We start from the raw sequence: 2836 nt of genomic DNA, 5'->3' as shown, positions 1-2836 counted from the left end.
AGCGAAACAACGAAGAGGTTAACAAAACGCGCGGCGGGTTAACAGCCCCCAAACAATCATTTTGTTAGAGACTTTAAGTGCACACCCCCGAGTGCCGGCCGGCCCCACTTCCGGGGCGGCGGGACTTCTTTGACGGATTCGACGAGCTCGAGAGGCTGGCTAAACGATGAACATTCGCCGCGTGGCCTTCTCGATGCGAAGGACGAGATGGATAGGGGGCTGATCGGCCGTCGTCTACAACAACGACATCTGGCTCGAAGTGGTTTCGTGGGCAACCTGATCGCTTTCCTTCGCCGGCCGGCCCCGTCGAGCTGCGGACTGGGCATTCCCGCTTAGCATTTCACCCCCGTCGATCTGCTGATACTTGCGTGCCCACTCGGGACCAAGTACATCGGCGGAGAACACGACGCCTGGTGCAATCTGAACAAGCTGGCTCATAGGCAGATCCTCCTAAGCGGACTGAACATCGAAGTGCGCAGCAGCGTAGCGCGCGCTGCAGCTCCACACTTCGACGCCGTCACGGGTGAACGTAGCCCATCCATCTTTTACTGTCATCTCTGCGCGGGGAAATACGTCGTCATGCCCGTTTGCCACGGCAGCAAAGACTGTCCGCTCACGACACGTTGCCCAGTAGCTCCCATCGGGTAACGATGACGACACCCTGGGCTACCGTCTATCGGTCTTACTGTTCGATCAAGAACCGATCGCGGTTCTTCGCGCCCGCGATCCATTGAGGTGCCTTACCACGCCCGCTCCAGGTCGCGCCAGTCTTCGGGTCGCGATACTTCGGCGCGATCGGCGCCCGCGTGTTTGTCGCAACGGCACGGCGGCGCCCGAACAGCTGCTCGGGTGTGATGCCGTATTCGGCGATCTGTTCACGCATCGTCGTGATGATGCTGTCCAGTTCGGCGAGCCGGGCTTCTTCTGCTTGCTGTGCCAGAGCTTCTGCCTGAGCCTTGAGTTCGAGATAAGTTGCCATGAGTGTGAAGGGATCTCCTTGTGGAAAATTGGTCAAGCGGCGAATACGCTCTCGGTAAAGCGAAAGGCAGTCGACCATGACGAGTGCATTATATTCCCGCGGATGGTGCAATCGACAGCATCATCGACAGGCTGCCCATCTACGCGAGGAGCCAGGATCAGGGAGAAGGTGCCGTCGTCCGCTTGATATCCGGTCTGCGGGCGTGGAAAGTAATTCGTATTCCTACGTTATTTTACATAATGCTGACTAGCGATTTTTTGGGGTCGCAAGAAAATACCGTCAGGAATCTCTGTCTTGGCCGACGCATACGGCGCCCGCACAACGACTGCGGCTCACACGTATTGTTCCCCGAGTCGTTGTTGTTCCGACACCATTCTTAGGCGTTCGACAGCTCCAGCCGCCATCCTGACTTTCCCCGTAGCACCTCCATTTTTGCCTCGCTACGCTGGGCCGCTCTCATCATCGATGCGGAGCCACCGATGGATCACCGGCGATTGGCTTATCTCGGAATTCGGCAGGTGCCGCGCGAACTGAGCGAATTCGAGCTCGCCACATTCTTCACGTTCTCCAAGCGGGAGCGTGTTGCCATTGATTCACGCCGCACGGATATCTTTCGGCTCGCGGTCGCACTGCACATCGGCTTTCTACGTATGACCGGCCGGCCGCTTGGCTCGTACAAGCAGGTCCCCACGGTTCTCTGGCGACATCTTGGCCGACAGTTGAATGTGAAACCACCAGACCTCGGCACGCTGCGTTCACTTTACGATGGCAACCTCAAGACCTTATCCGACCACCAGCGCTTTGCTCGGGACACAATTAATTTTCGCGCAATCGCGGAACATCAGCGTCGGTATGTCATCCGTTGGCTCAAAGAGCAACTCACGGGCCGGCCAGAGCGTGCGCAGTTGACGAATGATCTCAAGCGTTGGTTCTATGAGCATCGCATTGTGATACCTCCAGAGCGCATGCTCAGGCAGTTTGTCGTACAAGCCGTACGCGACATCGAGGACGAACTGCACGACGCGCTCGAGCGTGCCGTCGGTATCGAAAAACTCGAGAGTTGGGCGCGAATTCTCCCTCAGCCACACGGTGAACATTCAAGTCTTCAGCGATGGCTATGGGCCGTTCCGCTTCGCAACTCAACCCATCAGATGAGCGAGATCCTTGACAAGATCAACTTGCTCACGATGCACGATTCGGCAACGAGTTGGCCGATTGAATGCAACGATGCCATGGTGCGCCACTATGCCCGCCGCTGCGCGAGCCGCCCGCCATCGATTAGTAAACGGATCGAACCGCAGGGTCGACGGATCGAGGCCGCCTGTTTCATGCGGTATTCGCTTTGTACCGCGACCGACCACTTACTCGAGATGCTTCGACGATGGGTGCTGAAAGTCGTCAACGACACGTCGCGCGAAGTGGACGCCATGCGAACGAAGGCGGCCGATCAACTCCGTGAGTTTGCACTCGCCGTCAAAACATTGGCCGATGATGAAACCCTCTCGCGAGAACAGCTTGGCGAGAAACTGCGTTTGCTCGCTGACGATGTTTTGCAACCGCATCCCGTCAGCCGCCGGAGCCAGATCCGGCAGTGCCTGGTCCGAAAGCGGTATTACCGCCCGAAATGTTTTGGTTCGAATCGTGCAACTGCCATTCGAGGCAGTAGACGTGCATCCTGTAATCGATGCAATCTCGCTATTACGTGCGCTGTATCGACGTCGTGCTCATCTGCTACCCGATGGGATCAATATCAGGCTTGGGCGAGCATGGCGCGAGGCGATCAGAGGTGGCCTCACTCGTTCGGACAGTTTTCTGAGATTTTTAAGTGGAGCGGCCGAGGCAATCATGCTGCCGATT

General features: G+C 57.3%; 3 protein-coding genes and 1 pseudogene. 1 reads left to right on the top strand and 3 read right to left on the bottom strand.

Going from position 1 to position 2836, the window contains the following annotated elements; genetic code table 11:
• Window positions 1-234: 234 nt before the first annotated feature.
• The 3 genes from BCO18175_RS40330 to BCO18175_RS40325 are packed head-to-tail and all read right to left on the bottom strand — an operon-like array spanning window position 235 to window position 979.
• Window positions 235-438 carry a hypothetical protein gene (locus tag BCO18175_RS40330; RefSeq protein ID WP_174989387.1) on the bottom strand — a complete coding sequence of 68 codons (204 nt, stop codon included), beginning with the start codon at window positions 436-438 and terminating at the stop codon, window positions 235-237.
• A gap of 12 nt (window positions 439-450) precedes the next feature.
• Window positions 451-660: a hypothetical protein gene (locus tag BCO18175_RS40805; RefSeq protein ID WP_226264294.1), complete on the bottom strand. Its 210-nt coding sequence runs from the start codon at window positions 658-660 to the stop codon at window positions 451-453.
• A 22-nt stretch (window positions 661-682) separates the two neighbouring features.
• A complete protein-coding gene (locus BCO18175_RS40325; RefSeq protein WP_174989385.1) occupies window positions 683-979 on the bottom strand; it encodes an H-NS histone family protein in 297 nt (98 codons plus the stop codon).
• A 479-nt stretch (window positions 980-1458) separates the two neighbouring features.
• Between BCO18175_RS40325 and BCO18175_RS40320 the strand changes: the two are divergent.
• A pseudogene (locus BCO18175_RS40320) lies at window positions 1459-2767 on the top strand (DUF4158 domain-containing protein); the annotation flags it as partial.
• Between the last annotated feature and the right edge of the window lie 69 nt (window positions 2768-2836).

It is taken from the genome of Burkholderia lata, from assembly GCF_902499335.1.
Lineage (GTDB): Bacteria > Pseudomonadota > Gammaproteobacteria > Burkholderiales > Burkholderiaceae > Burkholderia > Burkholderia lata_B.
Note: the sequence above shows the minus strand (reverse complement) of the source record. Positions and strands in the feature narration are given on the sequence as shown.